Here is a 21,618-nt window from a genome sequence, read left to right on the forward strand (position 1 = left end):
CCCGGGTGAACGCGCCCGCCGACTAGGCTGGGAATCGCCGTCCGCACGGCTGCGGAGGCGGTTCGACGACGCGCACACGGGTGCGCCAGGGGAGGAAGCGTGGAGCAGCTGCGCCTCGCGGTCATCGCAGGAGACGGCATCGGGCAGGAGGTCACGCTCGAGGCGAGGAAGGCCATGCGCGCCGCGCTCGCCGACGTCGAGCTCGTCGAGACCGAGTACGCGCTGGGTGCCGCCCACTACCTCGAGACCGGCGAGGTGCTCGACGACGCCACGCTCGCGAGCCTCGCCGAGCACGACGCGATCCTGCTGGGCGCCGTCGGCGGCGACCCCGCCGACCCGCGCCTCGCCGGCGGCGTCATCGAGCGCGGGCTCCTGCTGCGCCTGCGCTTCGCCTTCGACCACCACGTGAACCTGCGCCCGACCGTGCTCCACCCGAGGATCGGCAGCCCCCTGCGCGACCCGGGCGAGATCGACTTCGTCGTCGTGCGCGAGGGCACGGAGGGGCCGTACGTCGGCAACGGCGGCGCGCTCCGCCAGGGCACGCCCCACGAGATCGCGAACGAGACGAGCGTCAACACCGCCTTCGGCGTCGAGCGGGTCGTGCGCTTCGCCTTCGAGCTCGCCGAGCAGCGCCGTCGCCGGCTCACGCTCGTGCACAAGAAGAACGTCCTCGTCCACGCCGGCGCGCTCTGGCAGCGCATCGTCGACGAGGTGGCGGTCGACCACCCCGAGGTCGAGGTCGACTACCTCCACGTCGACGCCGCCACGATCTTCCTCGTCGACCGGCCCAGCCGCTTCGACGTGATCGTCACCGACAACCTGTTCGGCGACATCCTGACCGACCTCGCCGGCGCCGTCGGCGGCGGGATCGGCCTCGCGGCCTCCGGCAACCTCAACCCCTCGGGCGCCTTCCCGAGCATGTTCGAGCCCGTGCACGGCTCGGCCCCCGACATCGCGGGGAAGGGCATCGCCGACCCGACGGCGGCGATCCTCTCGGCCGCACTCCTGCTCGAGCACTCGGGCCACCCCGACGCCGGCCGGCGCATCCGCGACGCCGTTGACGCCGACATCGACGGGCGCGACGGCACCGCACGCAGCACCAGCGAGGTCGGCGACGCGATCGCCGACCGCATCAGCGCATCCACCCGCAAGGAGCAGGCATGACCGACTTCGCGATCACCCGCAACGAGCGGCCCGCCGCGGACAGCGTCCGCGAGGGCGTGCTCGCCGAGCCCGGCTTCGGCAAGCACTTCACCGACCACATGGTCTCGATCGACTGGACGGTCGACGAGGGCTGGCACGGCCACCGCGTCGAGCCGTACGGCCCGCTGCAGATGGACCCGGCCTCCGCCGTGCTCCACTACGGCCAGGAGATCTTCGAGGGCATGAAGGCCTACCGCCGCGCCGACGGCTCGGTCTGGACCTTCCGGCCCGAGGAGAACGCCAAGCGCATGCAGCGCTCGGCGGCGCGGCTGGCGCTGCCCGAGCTGTCGGTCGACGACTTCGTCGAGTCGGTGCGGCAGCTCGTGCGGATCGACGAGGCGTGGGTGCCGGCCGGTGGCGAGAACTCGCTCTACCTGCGGCCCTTCATGATCGCCAACGAGGTGTTCCTCGGGGTGCGCGCGGCGCAGACCGTGCGGTTCATGGTCATCGCGAGCCCCGCCGGGCCCTACTTCGCGGGCGGCGTGAAGCCGGTCTCGATCTGGCTCTCGCGCGAGTACAACCGCGCCGGCAAGGGCGGCACCGGCGCCGCCAAGTGCGGCGGCAACTACGCCGCGAGCCTCCTGCCCACGCAGCAGGCGGCCGCGAACGGCTGCGCGCAGGTGCTCTTCCTGAACGAGGCGGGCACCGAGCTCGAGGAGCTCGGCGGCATGAACGTCGTGCTCGTCCGGGCCGACGGCACCCTCATCACCCCCGACTCCGACTCCATCCTCGACGGCATCACGCGCAACTCGCTGCTCGAGCTCGCGGCGGATGCGGGCCACCGGGTCGAGCGGCGGCCGGTGACGCTCGCGGAGTGGCGCGACGGCATCGCCGACGGCTCGATCACCGAGGTCTTCGCGTGCGGCACCGCCGCCGTGCTGACGCCCATCGCGGCGCTCAAGAGCCCCGATGAGACGATCGGCGACCCCGGCGCGCCCGCCGGCCCGGTCGCGATGGCGCTCCGCCAGCGGCTCACCGACATCCAGTACGGCCGCGCGGAGGACCCGCACGGCTGGATGGTGCAGCTGACGGAGGCCCGCTGATGCGCGTCGCGCGGTTCGCGCACGGCGAGCGCATCGGCTACGGCGTCGTCGACGGGGATGCGCTGGTCGAGCTGGTCGGCGACCCGATCGTCGCCGGCTTCGACACGACCGGCACCCGCATCCCGATCGCCGAGGCACGGCTGCTCGCGCCCGTCATCCCGCGCTCGAAGGTCGTGGCGGTCGGCCGCAACTACGCGAAGCACGCGGCCGAGCTCGGCAACGAGGTGCCCACTGAGCCGCTGGTCTTCCTGAAGCCCAACACGTCGGTGATCGGCCCCGGCGACGCGATCGTGCTGCCGCCGGAGTCGCAGGACGTGCACTTCGAGGGCGAGATCGCGCTCGTGATCGGCAAGGTCGCGCGGCGCCTCACGCGGGCGAACGCGCTGCACGCCGTCTTCGGCGTCACGGTCGCCAACGACGTGACCGCGCGCGACCTGCAGCACCGCGAGAAGCAGTGGGCGCGCGCGAAGGGCTTCGACACGTTCTGCCCGCTCGGGCCCGCGATCGAGACCGAGCCCGACTACGACGCGCTGCAGGTCATCACGCGCGTCGACGGCGAGGTGCGGCAGGACGGCGTCTCGAGCGACTGGATCTTCGACGCGCCCACCGTGCTCGAGTGGATCACCGCATCCATGACCCTGCTGCCCGGCGACGTCGTGCTGATGGGCACGCCGGAGGGCGTGGGCCCGCTGCGCGCGGGCCAGACGGTCGAGGTGGAGGTGCCGGGCGTCGGCTCGCTGCGCAACCCGGTGGTCGCGCAGGCCACCGCCGGCTGATCCCTCCCGGCTCATCCTCGGCCGGGTCGCCTAGCATCAGTCGCACCGGCGGTGCGAGCCGCCGATCGACTCGAGGAGGAGCCATGTCGGAGATCCAGCAGCTGCTCGGCCAGATGCCGATCCAGCAGATCGCGCAGCGCGCGGGCGTCAGCGAGGCCGAGGCGAGGCAGGCGGTCGAGGCCATCGTGCCGACCCTGGTGGGCGGGATGCAGGCGAACGCGCACGACCCGGCAGGTGCCCAGTCGCTCGCGGGCGCGCTCGGCGCGCACGCCGGCCACCTCGACGAGCGCCTCGCGGGCGACATCGACACCGCCGACGGCGAGAAGATCGTCCACAACGTCTTCGGCGACAACACCGACCAGATCGCGCGCGCGGCCGGCGGCGGCGGTGCGCTCGGCGGCATCATCCAGAAGATCCTGCCGATCGTCGCGCCCATCGTGCTCGCGTGGATCGCGAACCGGTTCCTCGGCCAGCGGGGCGGGGCGGCGCCGCAGGCGCCCGAGCGCGCCGAGGCGCCGGGCGGCGGCTTCGACTCGCCCTTCGACCGGGGCTCGGCGGGCGCCGAGCAGAAGGTGCAGGTGCCGCAGACGCAGACCCCGGCGCCCGCGCCCGGCCAGCAGCCGGGCCAGCAGGGCCAGGGCGGCGGCCTCGGCCTCGACGACCTGCTCGGCGGCATCCTGGGCGGCGGCTCCAGCCGGGAGGGCGGCTCGAGCGGCGGCCCGCTCGGCCCGCTCGGCGACATCCTCGGCGGCCTGCTCGGCGGCGGTCGCCGCGGCTGACCCTGCCCGCGCCAGGCCGGCTCCGTCGAGCTTCCCCTTCCTCCGCGGCGAGACCCGCGCTTGAGGGAAGCTCGACGGGGTGCAGGCTGTCTGCATATGCAGGCAGGCAACGGCTAGACTGCACGCATGGCTTCCCCTGACGCGCTCCGCGGCCACGTCGACGCGATGCTGCTGTCGGTGCTCGCCGACGGGCCGGTGCACGGCTACGGCGCGATCGAGCGCATCCGCGACCGCTCCGGCGGCGCGCTCGACTTCCCGAGCGGCACCGTCTACCCGGCGCTGAAGCGGCTCGAGCGCCGCGGCCTCATCGAGGGGGAGTGGGAGTCGAGCGGGCGCTCGAAGCGGGTCTACCGGCTGACGCCTGCGGGCACGAGCGAGCTCGAGGCGCAGCGCACCGAGTGGACCGCGACGGCCTCGATCATCACGAGCGTGCTCGGCGCGGCGCGAGCCTGACGGCGCCCCAGCGCACGAGCAGCGCGGCCGCGGCGACCGCGAGCGCCGAGCCGAGCACGAGCGTCGTGACCAGCAGGGCCGCGAGGATGCCGGCACCGGCGGCCGGCACGGCGATCGTCGCCGCCATCGCGACCGCGCCCGCGACGAGCGCGACGGCGAACGCGAGCTGCAGGCCGGCCACGGCCACGAGCGCGGCGAGCGAGCCCGAGCGCCGGATCGCGAGCCAGCCGGCGGCGGCGGCTGCCGCCACGATCGGTCCCGCGGCGTCGAGCGCCCGCGAGACCTGGAGCATCCAGCCGTCCTCGACCGGCACCCGGAACCCGGGCACCGCCGCGAGGGCGGTCATGCCGACGAACCACACCACGAGCAGCGTCGCGGCGGCGAGCGCCGCACGCGGGGCGAAGCGGCGGCCGCGGTCGGCGAGCAGCTCGGTCGAGAGCTCGACGGCGATGGCGCGCGGGTCGCCGAACTCGGCGACCACGGCGGATGCGGCGAGCGGCTCGGGCGCGCCCGCCTCGACGCGCGCGGCGACGGCTTCCCGCAGGTCGCCCTCGATCTCGCGCGCGACCTCGCGGCGCCGCCTGCCGGACGCGACCACGGCGCGCTCGAGACGGCCGACGAGGTCGGCGACAGGGTCGGGGCTGGGCATCGCCCTCCAGTCTCCCACGCCTAGGATGGAGCCATCATGAGCGTCCCCTTCTCGACGGCGACGGGCGGCGATGTCGTCGTCCGCTTCTGCCCCTCGCCCACCGGCACCCCGCACGTCGGGCTCATCCGCACAGCGCTGTTCAACTGGGCGTACGCGCGCCACCACGGCGGCAAGATGGTGTTCCGCATCGAGGACACCGACGCGGCGCGCGACAGCCAGGAGTCGTACGAGCAGCTGCTCGAGGCGATGCGCTGGCTCGGCATCGACTGGGACGAGGGCGTCGAGACCGGCGGCCCGAACGCGCCCTACCGGCAGTCGCAGCGCGGCGAGATCTACGCCGAGCTCATCGAGCGCCTGAAGGAGTCGGGGCACCTCTACGAGTCGTTCGCGACCGCCGAGGAGATCGAGGCGCGCAACATCGACCTCGGCCGCGACCCGCGGCAGGGCTACGACAACTTCGAGCGCGACCTGACGAGCGAGGAGCGCCAGGCGCACCGCGACGCCGGCCGCCAGCCGAGCCTGCGCCTGCGGGTGCCCGACGAGGACCTCTCGTTCGACGACCTCGTGCGCGGCGAGATCACGTTCCCCGCCGGCTCCTTCTCCGACTTCGTCGTGGTGCGTCCGAACGGCGCGCCGCTCTACACGTTCGTCAACCCCGTCGACGACGCGCTCATGGGCGTCACGCACGTGCTGCGCGGCGAGGACCTGCTCTCGTCGACGCCGCGGCAGATCGCGCTGTACCGCGCCCTCGCCGAGATCGGCGTCGCATCCGCCATCCCGCGCTTCGGCCACCTGCCGTACGTCATGGGCGAGGGCAGCAAGAAGCTCTCGAAGCGCGACCCGCAGTCCAACCTCTTCCTGCTGCGCGAGGCCGGCTTCATCCCCGAGGGGCTGCTCAACTACCTCGCGCTGCTCGGCTGGTCGATCGCGCCCGACCGCGACGTCTTCACGCGCGACGAGCTGATCGCCGCGTTCGACGTCGAGGACGTCAACCCCAACCCGTCGCGCTTCGACCCGAAGAAGGCCGAGTCGATCAACGGCGACCACGTGCGCATGCTCGCCGCCGACGACTTCGCGGCGCGCCTCGAGCCCTACCTCGGCCGCATCTTCGACGGCCCGCCGAGCGACGAGCAGCGCGCGGTGCTCGCGCAGGCGGCGCCGCTCGTGCAGGAGCGCATGCAGCTCATCGGCCAGGCCGAGGACATGCTGGGCTTCCTCTTCCTCGACACCGAAGACATCCACCACGACTCCGACGCGGTCGCGAGCCTCGGCGACGACGCGCACGCCGTGCTCGAGGCCTCGCGCCGTGCGCTCGAGGAGCTCGAGTCGTTCGACGCCGCGAGCATCGAGCGGGTGCTGCGCGAGGTGCTCGTCGAGGGCCTCGGCATCAAGCCGCGCTTCGCCTTCACGCCGCTGCGCGTCGCCGTCACCGGCCGCCGCATCTCGCCGCCGCTGTTCGAGTCGCTCGAGCTGCTCGGCCGCGAGGCGTCGCTCGCCCGCATCGAGCGGCTGGCCGCGAGGGTCTGATGGACGTCGACGTCGTCGTCATCGGCGCCGGCCCCGCGGGGCTCGCGGCGTCGCTCAACCTGGCGCGCCAGCAGCGCTCGGTGGCCCTGCTCGACTCCAACCGGCCCCGGCACGCGGCGACGCTGCAGTCGCACGGCTTCGTCACCCGCGACGGCGTCTCGCCGCTCGAGCTGCGCACGCTCGGCCGCGACGAGGTGCTGCGCTACCCGACGGTCGCCTACGAGCGCACGCTCGTGCGGCAGGTCGTCGCGGTCGACGACGGATTCGCGGTGCAGGCCGAGCAGGCAGGCTCGCGGGCCGAGAGCGAGACGCGAGCCGCCGCGGTGCTCATCGCGACGGGCCTGAGCGAGACGCTGCCCGCCTCGCACCACGTGCGCCCCTGGTACGGCACGAGCCTCCACTCCTGCATGGACTGCGACGGCTACGACAAGCGCGGGCAGGCGCTCGCCCTCATCGGCGAGACCGACGACCTCGTCGACCGCGCCATGGTCATCCGCCGCCACACCGACGACCTCGCCGTCTTCACGAACGGGTCGGATGCGGTCGACGCGGCGGGCGAGGAGCGCCTGGCCGCGCACGGGGTCGCCCTCGTGCGCACGCCGATCGCCGCGATCGAGGGCGACCGCGACGGGATGCGCGCGATCGTGCTCGAGGACGGCGCGCGGAGCGAGCGCACGGGCGGCTTCGTGCGCCCGTGGTGGCACCCGCAGCTCGAGTTCGCCGAGCCGCTCGGCCTCGAGACGGACGAGGACGGGCTCGTGCTCGTCGACCGCGCGCAGCGCGCCTCGGTCGAGGGCGTCTACGCGGCGGGCGACATCACGCCCGGCTTCCGGCAGCTCGCGGTCGCGGCCGGTGCCGGCACCATCGCGGCCTCGGTCATCAACCGCGACCTCATCGCGCGCGACCGCTGACCCTCCCCGCCCCCTCGCTCATCGAGTAGCCCCCCTCCCGCTCATCGAGTAGGCCCGAAGGGCCGTATCGAGATGTCAGCCCCCGCTCATCGAGCAGGCCCGAGGGGCCGTCCCCTCCCCGCTCATCGAGCAGGCCCGAAGGGCCGTCCCCTCCCCGCTCATCGAGTAGGCCCGAAGGGCCGTATCGAGATGTCAGCCCCCCGCTGTAGCCTGGTCTGCGCACGCGGTCACCCCGCGGAGGAGGCACAGCCATGACGCTCATCGACGACCGGCCGAAGACGCAGCGCACGCTCTCGGCGCCCGAGCGCAAGGCGCGCCGCAAGCGCGTGCTCACCTGGCTGCTGCCGATCGTCGGCGTGCTGCTCATCGGCGGGCTCTTCTGGTTCACGCAGCAGCTGCTCGCAGGCGGCCTCGGCGAGCCCCGCGAGGCGACGGCCGAGGAGGTCTCGGCCAACAACACCACGCAGTTCGGCGAGGCCGGCACGTCGTACGCCGTGCAGTACCAGGTCGTCACGCTCAACCTCGCGAGCCTGCCGATCGCGGCCGAGGAGCTCTCGATGGGGCCCGACGCGCAAGCGGTCATCGCGCCCGGGTACGGCTTCCTCGACACCACCTTCTACCGCGGCCAGGGCGGCGGCATCGAGGGGCAGGGCTACTTCACCGAGATGATGTCGTCGGTGACGGCCACCACGTCCGGCGGCGAGGTCGTGCGCTTCGACATGGCACGCTCGCCGGTCGGCTGGGCCGAGTTCCCGTCGGCGATGCGCGCGGTCGAGTCGGGCGCGGCAGCCTTCGGCTGGCCGGTCGACGACGCCGAGATCACCGCCTTCACCGAGGAGGTCGCCGACGCCGTGCGCACCGGGCAGGCCACCGAGTGGGCGATCCCCGCGGGCGACGCGATGGGCATGCCGGTGAGCGGGCTGGTGTCCTGCTCGGGCGACGGGATGTGCGTGCTCAGCTACGCGATCGACGTCTCCCGCACCGCTGACTGAGGCGGCCGGCGGGCGCCACGATTCGCGCGGAGGGCGCCGAGTTGCTATGCTCGTCTCTTGGCTCGCCCGCCTCGGCATGCGGCCATTGGGGTATGGTGTAATTGGCAACACGGAGGTTTCTGGTACCTTTGTTCTTGGTTCGAGTCCAGGTACCCCAGCACTTCGAAGCCCCCGCGACGCGGGGGCTTCTCGCTTGTCCGGGCGCATTCCCGGCCCGTCGCGCTCGGCCCGCGAGCGGCTCCCGCGCCTAGACTGCGGCCCATGGACCTCGCCGTCATCGCCTGCATCGCCGCCGCATTGGCGGCCGCCGTGCACGGCTACATCTTCGTGCTCGAGACGCTGCGCTGGGAGGAGCCGGGCACGCGGCGAGTGTTCGGCACGAGCCCCGAGCAGGCGGCGGCCACGAAGCAGCTCGCCGCCAACCAGGGCGTCTACAACCTGCTGCTCGGCATCGCCGCCCTCGCGGGCATCATCACGCTCGTGGCCGGCGCCCGAGGCGCGGGGCTCGCGATGCTGCTGGCGTCGACGGGCATCATGCTCGCCGCCGCCCTCTACCTCGTGATCTCCGACCGCACGAAGGGCCGCGCGGCGGTGGTGCAGGGCTTCTTCCCGGCCATCGCGGTCGTGACCGGCCTCATCGCGCTCGGGCAGGTGGCGTCATGAGCGCCGTCCGCGCCGCGGCCCGCGTCGCCCTCGGCGGCGCGCTCATCCTCGCCGGCGTCAGCCACCTGACGTTCGCGCGCCGCGACTTCCGCGCGCAGGTGCCCGACACGGTCGTCGACCTGTCGCCGCTCGACGAGGACGGCGTCGTGCTGGCATCCGGCGTCGTCGAGGTCGCGCTCGGCAGCGCCATCGCCTTCGCGCCCGAGCGGCACCGGCCGCTCGTCGGCCGCGTGGCCGCCGCGTTCTTCACGGCCATCTTCCCGGGCAACCTCTCGCAGTGGATCCACCGCCGCGACGCCTTCGGGCTCGACACCGACGAGCGCCGCTTCGGCCGCCTCTTCCTCCAGCCGGTGCTCATCGCCTGGGCGCTCTGGGCGACGCGCGCGCCGCGCCGCTGACGGCCGCCGTCAGCGGCTGCCGCGGCTGCCGCGACGGCGACCGAGGGCGCGTCGCAGCCGCCGCACGATGCCGCTGCCGCGCCGGCGGCCGCGGTCGCCGCGCGCGGCGGCTGGCCGCTCCGCTGCGCTCGCCCCCGCGTGCTCGCCGGAGGCGTCCTGGCCCGACCCCCGCGACGCATCCGCCGCCTCGTGCCGGTCGGCCGCGGCTCCCGCGCCGTCGTGCTCCACGTCCGCGTCGCTGTGCTGCTCGCGCAGCTCGCGGCCCTCGGCCTCGAGCCGGTCGCGCGCCTCGGCCTTCTTCTCGACCTTCTTCACGCCGCGCGGCGGCAGCTGGATGGCCGACTCCGCCTCGATGCCCGCCTGCAGCTGGCGGGCGCGCTCGACCTCGGCGTCGACCTCGGCGCCGAGCAGCAGCACGATGTTGAAGACCCAGAGGGCGAACAGCAGCGCCATGACGGTGCCGATCGCGCCGTAGGAGCTGTAGCCCGAGGCGAACGTGAAGTAGAGCCCGAGCGCCACGGAGGCGAGCGCGATGCCGATGATCGCGACGACCGAGCCGATGCTGACCCACGTGAACTTCGGCTGCTGCAGGTTGGGGGCCAGGTAGTAGAGCAGGGCGATCATCGCGATCACGAGCGCGAGGATCACGGGCCACTTCACCCACGCCCAGATCGGCAGGAAGGTCTGCGTCATGAACGCGAGGAAGCCGCCGAGCCCGAGCGGCTCGGCGATGGGGCCGAGCACGCCCGTCACCAGCGCGTCGTTGACGGCGAGCGACACGAGGATGACCACCACGCCCACGAGCAGCGCGACGGTGATCAGCAGCATCGTCGCCGTCTGCTTGATGAAGCCGCGGCCCTCCTCGATGCCGTAGACGATGTTCATGCAGCGCGAGAACGCCTTGACGTACGCGGATGCCGACCACACGGCTGTCGCGATACCGATGATGAGCGCGATCACGCCGCCGGCCGCCGAGTCCGTCATCGTCTCGACGAGGTTGACGACGAGATCCCGGTAGTCCTCGGGCACCTGCCGCACGGCGTCGTCGACGATGCCCGTGACGGTCGACGCGTTGTTGGCGAGCACGAGCGAGATGATCGAGAAGACGGCGAGGAGGCCCGGCGCGAGCGACAGCACCATGTAGTACGTCAGCATCGCGGCGAGGTCGGTGCCGCCGTCGCTGCCGAACTCCTTGAGGGCGCGCTTCAGCGCGTACTTCCAGCTCGCGCCCTGGAGCTTGGGCGGGGCGTCGGGCTTCGCGTCGTGGTCGGGCGCGGGGGCGTCGGCCGCGTCGAGCGTCGCGTCGATGGGGTCTCTGGTCGTCACGGGGGAGTCCTCTCGCCGGCGGTGCACCGCTGCTGATGGGCCAGAACTGTACCCCAATCCGCGGCGGCCGCACCTGGGAGATCCGGGCTCCCGCGCCCCTCAGTAGGCGTCGGTCTCGCGCTCCGCGCGCTTCAGCCGCGCGACGGCCGCCTCCGAGCCGCGCGCCATGAGCGTCACGTCGGCGGCGACGAAGACGAACGCGGCGCCGCGCGAGATGCACCGGTCGGCGTCGGCCTCGGCGAAGGTGTTGACGCCCACGGGCTTCCCGACCGAGCGCACCGCGTCGATCGTCGCCTCGACCGCCGCCACCACGGCGGAGTCGGAGGCCCGGCCGGGCAGGCCCATCGAGCCTGCGAGGTCGGCCGGCCCGATGAAGACCGCGTCCACGCCGTCGACCGCGGCGATCTCGGCGGCGTTCGCCACCCCATCCGCCGTCTCGATCTGCACCGTCACCGACACGTGGTCGTCGGCGGCGCCTACGTAGCCGGGGATGCGCCCCCAGCGCGACGAGCGCGCGAGCGCCGAGCCGATGCCGCGGGCGCCCTCGCGCTCGCCGTCGCCGCCCGGGTAGCGGGCGGCGCGCACGGCCGCGCGCGCGTGGTCGGCGGTCGAGACCATCGGCACGAGCACGTTCTCGGCGCCGAGGTCGAGCACCTGCTTGATGATCACCGGGTCGTTCCAGGGCACGCGCACGATCGTCGTCACCGGGTAGGCGGCGGCGGCCTGCAGGATGGGCAGCATCTCCGAGATCGAGATGGGGCCGTGCTCGCCGTCGACGAGCAGCAGGTCGGCGCCGGATCCGGCCATGATCTCGGCGGCGACGGCGCTGCCGGATGCGTTCCACAGGCCGACGAGCGGAGCCTCGGCCCGGGCGAGGGCGTCGCGGAAGGTCGTCATCGGAACGCCACCTCCACGGTGCCCATGTCCTGGTACTCGACGCGCACGCGGTCGCCGGGCTGCACCCACACGGGGCGCGTGAAGGAGCCGGCGAGGATGAGCTCGCCCGCCTCGAGGCGGTCGCCGTGCTGCGCGAGCTTGCCCGCGAGCCACGCGACGCCGTGCGCCGGGTTGCCGAGCACGCCGCCGGAGACGCCGGTCTCGATGATCTCGTCGTTCACGAGGCAGAGCGCGCCGACCCACGACAGGTCGCGGTCGCGCGGGCCGATCTCGACGTCGCCGACGACGATCGCGCCGAGCGCCGCGTTGTCGCTGATCGTGTCGACGATCGTGCGGCCCTCGAGCTCGATGTGCGAGTCGAGGATCTCGAGCGCCGGCACGACGACCTCGGTGGCGTCGAGCACCTGGTCGACCGAGAGGCCCTCGCCCTCGAGCGGCGCCTTCAGCACGAAGGCCAGCTCGACCTCGACGCGCACGTTCGACCACTGCGCGTGCTCGACGGTCTCGCCCGAGCGGAGCGCCTGGTCGGCGAAGATCACGCCGTAGTCGGGCTCGGTGATGCCGGTGGCGAACTGCATCGCCTTGCTCGTCAGGCCGATCTTGCGCCCGACGAGCCGCGCGCCGGCCTCCTCGCGGCGCGCGCGCCAGATGCGCTGCACCGCGTAGGAGTCCTCGATCGTCGCCTCGGGGAACCGCGTCGAGATCCGCTCGATCGTGCCGCGCGAGCGGGTGGCCTCGGCGAGCTCGTCTGCGATCCGCTCGACGGTCGCGTCGTCGAGGCCCCGTCCGGGCGCGCTCGTCACAGCTGGTTGCCGATCTTGAAGCCCTTCGACGCCTGCCCGCGGTAGGTGCCGTCGTCGTCGCCCTCGCGGGTGTACGAGAAGCCGTCGGCGCCGATCGTCACCTCCATCTCGCTGGAGTCGGTGCGCTCGACGACCTCGACCACGTTGCCGTCGAGGTCGAGCACGGGCGACGCCTCGGTGTACCAGGAGGGCACGACGGGGTTGCCCCACCAGTCGCGGCGCTGGTTGTCGTGCACGTCCCACGTGATGACGGGGTTGTCGGGGTCGCCCGTCCAGTAGTCCTGCGTGTAGATCTCGACGCGGTGGCCGTCGGGGTCGGTGATGTAGAGGTAGAACGCGTTCGAGACGCCGTGCCGGCCCGGTCCGCGCTCGATGTGGTCGGACATCCGCAGCGCGCCGAGCTTGTCGCAGATCTGGATGATGTTGTGCTTCTCGTGCGTCGAGAAGGCGATGTGGTGCATGCGCGGGCCGTTGCCGCCGGTGAGCGCCGTGTCGTGCACGGTGCCCTTGCGGTGCATCCACGCCGCGTAGGTGACGCCCTGGTCGTCCTGGATGTCCTCGGTGACGCGGAAGCCGAGGTCCTCGAGGTACTTTCGGCCGCGCGGCACGTCGGGGGTGACCTGGTTGAAGTGGTCGAGGCGCACGAGCTCGCCCGCCGAGATGAGGTCGTAGCGCTGGTGCAGGCGCTCGGCGTGCTCGGTCGCGTGGAAGAACTCGTAGGGGAAGCCGAGCGGGTCCTCGACGCGCACGCTGTCGCCGAAGCCCTTCTGGAAGCCGTCGCGCCGGCGCTCCGTGCGGCAGCCGAGCTCCTGGTAGTAGGCCTCGGCGGCGTCGACGTCCTCGGGGGTGCGCACGCGGTAGGCGAAGGCGGCGACGGCCGCGACGGGGCCCTTCCGCAGCACGAGGTTGTGGTGGATGAACTCCTCGAACGACCGCAGGTAGATCGCCTCGTCGTCCTCCTCGGTCACGTGCAGGCCAAGCACGTCGACGTAGAAGGCGCGGCTGGCGGCGAGGTCGGTGACGACCAGGTCCATCGCCGCGCAGCGGATGATGTCGGGCGCGGGCACGGAGGGCTTGGGGATCTCGTTCATGGTGCTGCTCCTTCGCAGTCGGGGTCAGGCGGATGCGCCGAAGCGGGCGGTGTGGACGTCGCCGAGCGTGATGTGCACGGCCTGCTGGTCGCTGTAGAAGTCGAGCGAGCGGTAGCCGCCCTCGTGCCCGAGGCCCGAGGCCTTCACGCCGCCGAAGGGGCTGCGGAGGTCGCGCACGTTGTGGCTGTTGAGCCACACCATGCCGGCCTCGACGTCCTGCGCGAAGAGGTGCGCGCGCTGCAGGTCGCGCGTCCAGATGTAGGCGGCGAGACCGTACTTCGTGTTGTTCGCGAGCTCGAGCGCCTCCTCGTCGGAGTCGAACGGCGTGATCGCGACGACCGGGCCGAAGATCTCCTCCTGGAAGATGCGCGCATCCGGCGCCACGTCGACGAACACCGTCGGCGCGACGAAGTTGCCCTCGGGGAAGGCCTCGGGGCGGCCGCCGCCGGCGACGAGCCGGCCCTCCTGCTTGCCGATCTCGACGTACGACATGACCTTGTCGAAGTGCTCGGGATGCACGAGCGCGCCGACCTCGGTCGTGGGGTCGCCCGGGTCGCCGACGACGATGTTCTTGGCCCGCGCCGCGTAGCGCTCGACGAACTCGTCGTAGATCGAGCGCTCGACGAGGATGCGGCTGCCGGCGGTGCAGCGCTCGCCGTTGAGCGAGAAGACGCCGAACAGGGTCGAGTCGATCGCGGCGTCGAGGTCGGCGTCGGCGAAGACGACGGCCGGGCTCTTGCCGCCGAGCTCCATCGAGAGCGCCTTGAGGTGCGGCGCCGAGTTGCCGAAGATGAGCTGGCCGGTGCTGCTCTCGCCCGTGAAGGAGATGAGCGGCACGCCCGGGTGCTTCACGAGCGCGTCGCCGGCGGTCTCGCCGAAGCCGTTGACGAGGTTGAACACGCCCTTCGGCAGCTCGGCCTCCTCGAAGATGCCGGCCCAGAGCGACGCCGACAGGGGCGTGAACTCGGCGGGCTTCAGCACCACGGTGCAGCCGGAGGCGAGCGCGGGGCCGAGCTTCCACGACTCGAGCATGAACGGGGTGTTCCACGGGGTGATGAGCCCCGCGACGCCCTTGGGCTTGCGGTTGACGTAGTTCACCTGGCTGCCGGGCACCTTGTAGGCGTCGTCGCGGCCGGCGACGATGAGGTCGGCGAAGAAGCGGAAGTTCTCGGCGGCGCGCTGCGCCTGGCCGCGGGCCTGCGTGATGGGCAGGCCCGAGTCCCACGACTCGAACTGCGCGAGCTCCTGGTCGCGCGACTCGACGATGTCGGCGATGCGGCTGAGGATGCGCGCGCGCTCGCGGTTCTTCATGCGCGGCCAGGGCCCCTCCTCGAAGGCGCGCGTAGCGGCGGCGACGGCCAGGTCGATGTCGGCCTGCTTGCCCGACGCGGCGACGGTGTAGTCCTCGTTGGTGACCGGGTTCAGCACGCCGAACGTCTCGCCGTCGACGGAGGGCACCCGCGCGCCGTCGATGTAGTGGGGGATGAGCTCGGGGATGCCTGCGGGCTGGGTGGCCATGGTGGGGCTCCGTTCGTTCGGGTCGTGGGGCCGGTGCCGCGATGCGGCTCGGCGGTCGGTCAGTCCTGGTTCGGGTGGATGCGCTGGAGGTACGCGTCGGGGGTGGCGAGGCGGTGGGCGCGCACGGCGAGCTCGATGCGGCGCGGATCGGCGCCCTCCTCGATGAGGGCGAGGATCGCCTCGTGCTCGTCGACCGACGAGACGGCGCGGCTCGGCACGAACGAGAAGGTGGACTGGCGCAGCCGCGCGAGCCGCTTCCAGCAGGTGTCGATCACGTCGCCGAGCACCTCGTTGGGGCAGACGTCCGAGAGGCGGCGGTGGAAGGCCTCGTTGAGCGCGGTGAACTGCACCGGGTCGAAGCCGGCGAGCGACTCGCGCAGCTGCGCGTTGATGGCGCGCGCCTCGTCGACGTCGCGCTTCGAGTAGAGGCCGGCGGCGAGCATGATCGCGGCGCCCTCGACGAACGAGAGCGTCTCCATCGTGTCGTGGTACTCGAGCTCGTCGATCTCGGCCACGCGCGCGCCGATGTTGCGCTCGAAGGTGACGAGCCCCTCCGCCTCGAGCCTGCGGATCGCCTCGCGCACGGGCACGACGCTCATGTCGAGCTCGCGGCCGATCGCGTCGAGCACGAGCCTGTAGCCGGGGGAGTAGGTGCCGTCGACGATGCGGTCGTGCAGCAGCTGGTAGGCGCGCTGCGACTTCGAGGGCGCGGCGGTGCCGCCCGCCTCGGCGAGCGCCGCGGCGCGGGCGCGCGGCCCGGTCACTCGGCCGCCCCCTGCCGGGCGACGTGCGCCTCGTACTTCGCGCGCCACTCGGCGTTCATCGGGAAGAGCCCGTCGACGGGGTGGCCGGCGTCGACCTGCGCGGCGATGAACTCCTCCTCGCGCTCCTGCGCGATCGCCTCGGCGGCGAGCTCGCGCGCGAGCGAGGGCGGGATGACGAGCACGCCGTCGCCGTCGCCGACGATGATGTCGCCGGGCTGCACGGTGGCGCCGCCGCACGCGATCGTCTCGTCGTGCGACCACGGCACGTGGAGCCGGCCGAGCACGGCCGGGTGGCCGCCCGCGTGGTAGGTCGGCACGCCGATCTCGGTGACGACGTCGAGGTCGCGCACGCCGCCGTCGGTGACGAGGCCGGCCGCGCCGAGGTGCCGGGCGCGCAGCGCCAGGATGTCGCCGAGCGTGCCCGAGCGGTTGTCGCCGCGCGCCTCGATGACGACGACGTCGCCCGGGCGCAGCGAGTCGAACAGCCGCTTCTGCGCGTTGTAGCCGCCGCCGTGTGTCGTGAAGAGATCCTCGCGGTTGGGCACGTAGCGCAGCGTGCGCGCGGTGCCGACGATGCGGCTGCCGGGCTGCGTCGAGCGCAGGCCGTCGATCGAGACGTTGTTGAGGCCGCGCTTGCGCAGGCCCGACGAGAGCGTCGCGAGCGCGACGCTCGTCAGCTGCGCGCGCAGCTCGTCGTCGAGCACGGGCGCCTCGGCCTGCTGGAACTCGTCGATCGGGCGGCCGGATGCGTCGGCCCACTGCTCGGGCGTCGGCTTCGGCTGCGCCGAGTACGGCGGGAGCGCCTGGTCGCCGACCCGCACGGTCGTGGCGAGCCTGCCGGTCGACAGTCGCTCGCCGTCGAGCGCGGCGGCGGTCACCTCGACCTCGACGGTCTGCCCGGGGGAGAGGGTGGATGCGCCCGCGGGCGTGCCCGTGAGGATCACGTCGCCCGGCTCGAGGGTGATGAGCTGCGAGAGGTCGCTGACGATCTGCGGCAGCGAGAAGATGAGGGTCGCGGTGGAGTCCTCCTGCACGAGCTCGCCGTCGAGCCAGGTGCGCACCTCGATCGCCGCGGGGTCGAGCCGCTCGGCGGGCAGCAGCGCCGGGCCGATCGGCGTCATGCCGTCGCCGCCCTTCGAGCGCAGGTTGGAGCCCTTGTCGACCCACCGGAGGTCGAACACGCCCAGGTCGTTCGCCGCCGTGACCGCGGCGACGTGGCCCCACGCATCCGCCTCGCTCACGGCGCGGGCGTGGCGGCCGATGACGACGGCGATCTCGCCCTCGAAGCCGAAGATCTCCGTACCCGCGGGCAGCACTGCCTCGCCGCCGGTGGAGAGCGAGGTCGCGGGCTTCAGGAAGTAGCCGGGAGCCTCGGGCGTGCGGCCCTTCTGCGCGGCGCGGGCGCGGTAGCCGATGTGCATCGCGAACACCTTGTGGGGGCGGGCGCCGAGCAGCTGCCACGCCTCGGCGGCGGCGGCGGGAGGGGCACCCTCTGCGGGGTGCGACGATGCATCCATGCGGGCATCGTATACGATTCCGAATCTGAAGTGCAAGGGTCGGGGCTCGGCTGCTCAGCCGCTCCTCAGGAGGGCCGAGAGACGCCCTCTTGACCGTCGTGCATGAAATCGTATATGTTCCTGGCAGTCCCCCCGGGTCGCGCCTCGCGGTCCACCTCTCTGACAAAGGAGTCAGCGTGTCTCACAGCACGACGCATCCGCACACGTCGCCCAAGGAGCGCAACAAGGTCCTCGGCGCCGTCGTGGTCGGCACCACCATCGAGTGGTACGACTTCTTCATCTACGCCTTCATGGCGAACCTCGTCTTCGCGCAGCTGTTCTTCCAGCCGGCCGGCGAGGGCATGATGCAGATCCTCTCGCTCATCACCATCGGCATCTCGTTCCTCTTCCGCCCGCTCGGCGCCTTCCTCGCCGGGCACTTCGGCGACAGGGTCGGCCGGCGCCCGATGCTCGTGCTGACGCTGCTGCTCATGGGCGTCGCGACCACCCTGGTCGGCGCCCTGCCGACCTTCGAGCAGGCCGGCTGGATCGCGCCGATCCTCCTCATCCTGCTCCGCATCCTGCAGGGCATCTCCGCGGGCGGCGAGTGGGGCGGCGCGGTGCTCATGGCCATCGAGCACGCGCCGCGCGGCCGCCGCGGCCTCTTCGGCTCCTTCGTGCAGGCGGGCGTGCCGCTCGGCATGCTGCTCGCGACGGGCGTGCTCGCCGCGATCCGCGCCATGTTCCCCGGCGACGCGTTCCTCGAGGTCGGCTGGCGCATCCCGTTCTTCATCTCGATCCTGCTGGTCGTCGTCGGCTACGTGGTGCGCCGCTCGGTCGACGAGTCGCCGGTGTTCCAGGAGATCAAGGAGACCGCGCAGCAGGAGTCGGCGCCGATCGTGCAGGTCTTCAAGAAGTACGGCCTCGTCGTGCTGCTGTGCGCGATGGTCTTCATGGCCAACAACGCCATCGGCTACATGACGACCGGTGGCTTCGTGCAGGGCCTCGCGTCGCGCCCGGTCGACGGCACCCCGCCGGGCCTCGGCTTCGACCCGGTGGGCGTGCAGCTCGCGGCGTTCGCCGGCTCGCTCTCGTGGCTCGTGTTCACGTTCGTCGCCGGCTGGGCCTCCGACCGCATCGGCCGCAAGAAGCTCTACCTCATCGGCTGGACGGTGCTCGCGATCACGACGATCCCGCTCTTCATCCTCGTCGAGCAGGGCGTCTGGGGCGTCGCGATGGGCACGATCCTGCTCGGTGCGGGCCTCGGTCTCACCTACGGCGCGCAGGCGGCCTGGTACGCCGAGTCGTTCCCGGCCTCGGTGCGCTTCTCGGGCGTCTCGATCGCCTACGCGATCGGCGCGGTCATCGGCGGCGCCTTCGCGCCGACCATCGCGCAGGCGCTGCTGCAGGCGACCGGCACCACGTGGGCGATCGTCGGCTACCTGCTCGTGACGGTGGTCATCTCGGTCATCGGCACGGTGCTGCTGCGCGAGCGCAACGACATCCCGCTCTCGATCGACTTCGAGCACTCCGGCAAGTGGGAGTCGTGGCGCACGGGCGACCCCGAGACCGTCGAGGCGACCGCCGCGCGCTGATCCGCGCCGAACGCACGGGAGGGGGTCCGCCGCACGGCGGGCCCCCTCCCGTCTGCGCTGGCTCGGCGACCGCCGCGGCGGCTCAGGCCTCCTCGATCGCCCGCTTCGTCAGCTTCTTGACGCGGGCGCGGCGCTTGGGCCGCGCGGGGATCATCGAGCGCATCTCCTCGAGCCGGCCGAAGCAGAGCAGGCGGTCCTCGGCCTCGAGCACCCGGCGGCCGGGCGGGTTGGGGATCACGTGCGTGCCGCGGTGGAGCGTGAGCACCGTGATGTCGCGCTCGCGCAGGCCCGACTCGCTGATGGTCTTGCCGATGAGGTCGGCGTCGCCGTGCACGACGAGCTCGGCCACGCCGTAGCCGGTCGAGATGCTCAGCCGCTCGCGCACGTCGATCTGCGGGAACGCCACCTGATCGGCGATGTGGTCGATGATCGCGCCGGCGACGTCGAGCCGCGTCGCGGTCTCGATGGCCTCGAGGCCGGGGGAGGAGTTGACCTCCATGACGAGCGGTCCGTCGTTGCCCTCGAGCATGTCGACGCCCGCGACCTTCAGCCCCATGATCTGCGCGGCCCGCACCGCGACGCGCTCGAACTCGGGGTCGAGGTCGACGGCCTCGACGCTGCCGCCGCGGTGCACGTTCGAGCGGAACTCGTCGCCCTGGGCGCTGCGCCGCATGGCCGCGACGACCCGGTCGCCGACGACGAGCGCGCGGATGTCGCGGCCCTTGCTCTCGGCCACGAAGTGCTGGATGAGCACCTGCTGCCGCGTCGACTGCAGCGTCTCGATGATCGCCTCCGCCACCTTGATGGTGGGCGCGAGGATCACGCCGATGCCCTGCGTGCCCTCGAGCAGCTTGAGCACGACCGGCGCCCCGCCGACCCGCTCGATCGCCGGGATCACGTCGGCTCGATCGCGCACGAACGTGGTGGCGGGCATGCCGATGTCGTGCCGCGCCAGGATCTGCGTCGCGCGCAGCTTGTCGCGCGCGTTGGCGATGCCGTTGGCGGTGTTCGGCGTGTAGACGTCCATCTGCTCGAACTGCCGCACGACCGCGGTGCCGAAGTAGGTGATCGAGTTGCCGATGCGGGGCAGCACGGCGTCGTAGTCGCGCAGCTGGCGGCCCCGGAACTGCAGGTCGGGCCCGTCGCCCGAGAGGTCGATCGCGAAGCGCAGGGTGTTGAGCACCTTCACGTCGTGGCCGCGCTCGACGGCCGCGGCTCGGAGCCGCCGGGTGCTGTACGAGCGCGGAGCGCGCGAGAGGATGGCGAGCCTCATCAGGACGCACCTGCCTTTCCTGGTTGGATGGCCGCATGGGCGGAGACCATCCTGGCAGGCCGGCGACGGCGGGCTGGCGCGAGTGGGTCGGGCTGCCCGATCTCGGCATCGCGCACGTGAAGGCCAAGCTCGACACCGGTGCGCGCACGAGCGCGCTGCACGCGTTCGAGATCGAGGAGCTCCGTCGCGACGGCGCCGACTGGGTGCGCTTCGAGGTGCACCCGTGGCAGCGGTCGAAGGCCGACGCCCGGGTGGTCGAGTGGCCCGTGCACGATCGCCGGCTCGTGCGCTCCTCGACCGGGCACGAGCAGGAGCGCATCGTCATCCGCACCGCCCTCGCGCTGCTCGGCACGCCGGTGACCACCGAGATCACGCTCGCTCGCCGCGACGAGATGGGGTTCCGGATGCTCGTGGGGCGCGAGGCGCTCCGCCAGGGCTTCGTGGTCGACGCCGCGCACTCGTACCTCGGCGGGCGCCCCGACCGCGCCGTGCGCCAGCGCAACCGGGGGCGCGCCGGTGCGTGAGTCGTTCGCGATCGGCGGCGTGCGGGTGCGCGCCGGCCAGTCGAAGAGCGTCGAGCTGCCGATCGCTCGGCTCGTGACCGGCGGCGACGTCTCGCTGCCCGTGCGCGTCGTGCACGGCCGCGAGCCCGGCCCCGTGGTGTGGCTCGACGCGGCGGTGCACGGCGACGAGGTCGTCGGCGTGGAGGTGATCCGCCAGGTGCTCGCCGCGGTCTCGCCGCGCACGCTGCGGGGCACGCTGCTCGCGGTCCCGGTCGTCAACGTGCTCGGCTTCATGACGGGCGACCGCTACCTGCCCGACCGGCGCGACCTCAACCGCTCGTTCCCCGGCTCGGCGCGCGGCTCGCTCGCGAGCCGCATCGCGCACCTGCTCATGACCGAGGTGGTGGCGCGCTGCGACGTCGGCATCGACCTCCACACCGGCTCCGACCGGCGCGACAACCTGCCGCAGATCCGCGCCGACCTCGACGACCCCGAGACCCGGCGGCTCGCCGCCGCGTTCGGCGCCCCGGTCATGCTGCACGCGCGGCTGCGCGACGGCTCGCTGCGGCAGGCCGCGAGCGAGGCGGGCGCCATCGCGCTGCTGTACGAGGCGGGCGAGGCGCTGCGGCTCGAGCCCGAGCCGATCGACGTCGGCGTCGCGGGCGTGCTGCGCGTGCTCGCCGCGCTCGACATGCTCGACGGGCAGCCGCACGACAGCCCGCCGCCGGTCGAGTGCCGCGCGAGCGGCTGGGTGCGCTCCCGGGGCTCGGGCATCCTGCACCTCGACGCGCAGCTCGGCGACGCGGTGTCGGCGGGCGCCCGGATCGGCCGCGTCGCCGACGCGCTCGGCACCGGCGGCCGCATCGTGCGGGCCGACCGCGACGGGATCGTCATCGGCCTGACGCGCGCGCCGATCGTGCACGCCGGCGACGCGGTCGCGCACATCGCCGCGCCCTGA

22 protein-coding genes and 1 tRNA gene are annotated in these 21,618 nt (G+C 72.9%); 14 read left to right on the plus strand and 9 right to left on the minus strand.

Annotation, left to right across the window (positions count from 1 at the left end; genetic code table 11):
• Window positions 1–99: 99 nt before the first annotated feature.
• From J2X49_RS06410 to J2X49_RS06430, 5 genes are all read left to right on the plus strand, one after another.
• On the plus strand, window positions 100–1,164 hold the full coding sequence (locus J2X49_RS06410) for a 3-isopropylmalate dehydrogenase (RefSeq protein ID WP_310124062.1): 1,065 nt from the start codon (window positions 100–102) through the stop codon (window positions 1,162–1,164).
• On the plus strand, window positions 1,161–2,246 hold the full coding sequence (locus tag J2X49_RS06415; protein ID WP_128190272.1) for a branched-chain amino acid aminotransferase: 1,086 nt from the start codon (window positions 1,161–1,163) through the stop codon (window positions 2,244–2,246). The genes J2X49_RS06410 and J2X49_RS06415 overlap by 4 nt, the downstream gene beginning before the upstream one ends.
• Window positions 2,246–3,022 carry a fumarylacetoacetate hydrolase family protein gene (locus J2X49_RS06420; RefSeq protein WP_310124064.1) on the plus strand — a complete coding sequence of 259 codons (777 nt, stop codon included), beginning with the start codon at window positions 2,246–2,248 and terminating at the stop codon, window positions 3,020–3,022. The genes J2X49_RS06415 and J2X49_RS06420 overlap by 1 nt, the downstream gene beginning before the upstream one ends.
• Before the next feature lie 83 nt (window positions 3,023–3,105).
• The gene (locus tag J2X49_RS06425; RefSeq protein ID WP_310124066.1) at window positions 3,106–3,801 is read left to right on the plus strand and encodes a DUF937 domain-containing protein; all 696 of its coding nucleotides are present in this window, start codon (window positions 3,106–3,108) and stop codon (window positions 3,799–3,801) included.
• 126 nt (window positions 3,802–3,927) lie between these two features.
• The gene (locus J2X49_RS06430; RefSeq protein WP_128190269.1) at window positions 3,928–4,254 is read left to right on the plus strand and encodes a PadR family transcriptional regulator; all 327 of its coding nucleotides are present in this window, start codon (window positions 3,928–3,930) and stop codon (window positions 4,252–4,254) included.
• Here J2X49_RS06430 and J2X49_RS06435 read toward each other — a convergent pair.
• Entirely contained in the window at window positions 4,223–4,903 is a 681-nt protein-coding gene (locus tag J2X49_RS06435; RefSeq protein WP_310124069.1) for a permease prefix domain 1-containing protein, read from the minus strand. The genes J2X49_RS06430 and J2X49_RS06435 overlap by 32 nt on opposite strands.
• 36 nt (window positions 4,904–4,939) lie before the next feature.
• Here J2X49_RS06435 and gltX point away from each other — a divergent pair, with 36 nt between their 5' ends.
• The 6 genes from gltX to J2X49_RS06465 all read left to right on the plus strand — a co-directional run bounded on the left by gltX (window position 4,940) and on the right by J2X49_RS06465 (window position 9,394).
• Window positions 4,940–6,430 carry a glutamate--tRNA ligase gene (gene gltX, locus J2X49_RS06440; RefSeq protein ID WP_310124071.1) on the plus strand — a complete coding sequence of 497 codons (1,491 nt, stop codon included), beginning with the start codon at window positions 4,940–4,942 and terminating at the stop codon, window positions 6,428–6,430.
• Window positions 6,430–7,341 carry an NAD(P)/FAD-dependent oxidoreductase gene (locus J2X49_RS06445; protein WP_128189600.1) on the plus strand — a complete coding sequence of 304 codons (912 nt, stop codon included), beginning with the start codon at window positions 6,430–6,432 and terminating at the stop codon, window positions 7,339–7,341. The genes gltX and J2X49_RS06445 overlap by 1 nt, the downstream gene beginning before the upstream one ends.
• 251 nt (window positions 7,342–7,592) lie before the next feature.
• Entirely contained in the window at window positions 7,593–8,333 is a 741-nt protein-coding gene (locus J2X49_RS06450; RefSeq protein ID WP_146356518.1) for a hypothetical protein, read from the plus strand.
• Window positions 8,334–8,419: 86 nt separating this feature from the next.
• Window positions 8,420–8,491 (plus strand) — tRNA-Gln (locus tag J2X49_RS06455).
• 103 nt (window positions 8,492–8,594) lie between these two features.
• Window positions 8,595–8,996, plus strand: a complete 402-nt coding sequence (locus J2X49_RS06460) for a DUF1304 domain-containing protein (RefSeq protein WP_310124073.1) — start codon at window positions 8,595–8,597, stop codon at window positions 8,994–8,996.
• Complete coding sequence (locus J2X49_RS06465; protein WP_146356520.1) at window positions 8,993–9,394, plus strand: hypothetical protein; 402 nt, start codon at window positions 8,993–8,995, stop codon at window positions 9,392–9,394. The genes J2X49_RS06460 and J2X49_RS06465 overlap by 4 nt, the downstream gene beginning before the upstream one ends.
• A 9-nt stretch (window positions 9,395–9,403) precedes the next feature.
• Here J2X49_RS06465 and J2X49_RS06470 read toward each other — a convergent pair whose 3' ends face one another.
• The 7 genes from J2X49_RS06470 to J2X49_RS06500 form a co-directional block, all read right to left on the minus strand.
• Window positions 9,404–10,720, minus strand: coding sequence for a YihY/virulence factor BrkB family protein (locus tag J2X49_RS06470; RefSeq protein WP_310124074.1), 1,317 nt, complete (start codon window positions 10,718–10,720; stop codon window positions 9,404–9,406).
• A 99-nt stretch (window positions 10,721–10,819) separates the two neighbouring features.
• Window positions 10,820–11,617, minus strand: a complete 798-nt coding sequence (locus tag J2X49_RS06475; RefSeq protein ID WP_310124076.1) for an aldolase/citrate lyase family protein — start codon at window positions 11,615–11,617, stop codon at window positions 10,820–10,822.
• The gene (locus J2X49_RS06480) at window positions 11,614–12,420 is read right to left on the minus strand and encodes a fumarylacetoacetate hydrolase family protein (protein ID WP_310124078.1); all 807 of its coding nucleotides are present in this window, start codon (window positions 12,418–12,420) and stop codon (window positions 11,614–11,616) included. Before J2X49_RS06480 ends, J2X49_RS06475 begins: the two co-directional genes overlap by 4 nt.
• Window positions 12,417–13,511 carry a 3,4-dihydroxyphenylacetate 2,3-dioxygenase gene (gene hpaD / locus J2X49_RS06485; RefSeq protein WP_146356538.1) on the minus strand — a complete coding sequence of 365 codons (1,095 nt, stop codon included), beginning with the start codon at window positions 13,509–13,511 and terminating at the stop codon, window positions 12,417–12,419. The genes J2X49_RS06480 and hpaD overlap by 4 nt, the downstream gene beginning before the upstream one ends.
• A 24-nt stretch (window positions 13,512–13,535) precedes the next feature.
• Window positions 13,536–15,029, minus strand: a complete 1,494-nt coding sequence (hpaE, locus tag J2X49_RS06490) for a 5-carboxymethyl-2-hydroxymuconate semialdehyde dehydrogenase (RefSeq protein WP_310124081.1) — start codon at window positions 15,027–15,029, stop codon at window positions 13,536–13,538.
• A gap of 59 nt (window positions 15,030–15,088) precedes the next feature.
• Entirely contained in the window at window positions 15,089–15,793 is a 705-nt protein-coding gene (locus J2X49_RS06495; protein ID WP_128189585.1) for a GntR family transcriptional regulator, read from the minus strand.
• Complete coding sequence (locus tag J2X49_RS06500) at window positions 15,790–17,310, minus strand: fumarylacetoacetate hydrolase family protein (protein ID WP_310124084.1); 1,521 nt, start codon at window positions 17,308–17,310, stop codon at window positions 15,790–15,792. The genes J2X49_RS06495 and J2X49_RS06500 overlap by 4 nt, the downstream gene beginning before the upstream one ends.
• 176 nt (window positions 17,311–17,486) lie before the next feature.
• Between J2X49_RS06500 and J2X49_RS06505 the strand changes: the two genes are divergently transcribed.
• Window positions 17,487–18,884, plus strand: a complete 1,398-nt coding sequence (locus tag J2X49_RS06505; protein WP_128189583.1) for an MFS transporter — start codon at window positions 17,487–17,489, stop codon at window positions 18,882–18,884.
• A gap of 82 nt (window positions 18,885–18,966) precedes the next feature.
• Here the strand turns inward: J2X49_RS06505 and J2X49_RS06510 are convergent, their stop codons facing one another.
• Window positions 18,967–20,157 carry a RimK family alpha-L-glutamate ligase gene (locus J2X49_RS06510; RefSeq protein WP_310124087.1) on the minus strand — a complete coding sequence of 397 codons (1,191 nt, stop codon included), beginning with the start codon at window positions 20,155–20,157 and terminating at the stop codon, window positions 18,967–18,969.
• 35 nt (window positions 20,158–20,192) lie between these two features.
• Between J2X49_RS06510 and J2X49_RS06515 the strand changes: the two genes are divergently transcribed.
• Both J2X49_RS06515 and J2X49_RS06520 read left to right on the plus strand, forming a co-directional pair.
• On the plus strand, window positions 20,193–20,681 hold the full coding sequence (locus tag J2X49_RS06515; RefSeq protein ID WP_246991859.1) for a RimK/LysX family protein: 489 nt from the start codon (window positions 20,193–20,195) through the stop codon (window positions 20,679–20,681).
• Window positions 20,674–21,618, plus strand: a complete 945-nt coding sequence (locus tag J2X49_RS06520; protein WP_310124090.1) for a succinylglutamate desuccinylase/aspartoacylase family protein — start codon at window positions 20,674–20,676, stop codon at window positions 21,616–21,618. The genes J2X49_RS06515 and J2X49_RS06520 overlap by 8 nt, the downstream gene beginning before the upstream one ends.

This window comes from Agrococcus sp. BE272 (assembly GCF_031457935.1).
Lineage (GTDB): Bacteria > Actinomycetota > Actinomycetes > Actinomycetales > Microbacteriaceae > Agrococcus > Agrococcus sediminis.